A 290-nucleotide genomic window follows, 5' to 3' on the forward strand; every position below is an offset into this window, starting at 1 on the left:
CTGCCTGCCGAATATCCGGGCTGGATGCTGGAGCGGCAGGCAGCGCGCTGACTTCGTCCAGCCTGGCAAGATCGTCGCCATCGAGCTTCAGACCCGTCGCGGCAAGGTTCTGCTCGAGCTGGTCCATGCGGCTGGCGCCGATGATGACGCTCATCACGAACGGCTTGGCCAGCACATAGCCCAGCGCCACCGTGGCGACGCTGATATCGTGCTTCCTGGCGATCTCGCGCATGACGGTGCATCGGCGATCGCCTTCGCGCTCACCGGCGTGCTGACCAAGTCGATCCATG

Annotated in this window: 1 protein-coding gene; it reads right to left on the bottom strand. The window is 64.8% G+C overall.

The window, feature by feature from the left end:
• On the bottom strand, window positions 1-290 hold a 290-nt coding region (locus EN853_RS33610; RefSeq protein WP_189473202.1), incomplete at both ends, for an aldo/keto reductase.

Origin of the sequence: Mesorhizobium sp. M1C.F.Ca.ET.210.01.1.1 (genome assembly GCF_004791585.1) — a bacterium.
Lineage (GTDB): Bacteria > Pseudomonadota > Alphaproteobacteria > Rhizobiales > Rhizobiaceae > Mesorhizobium.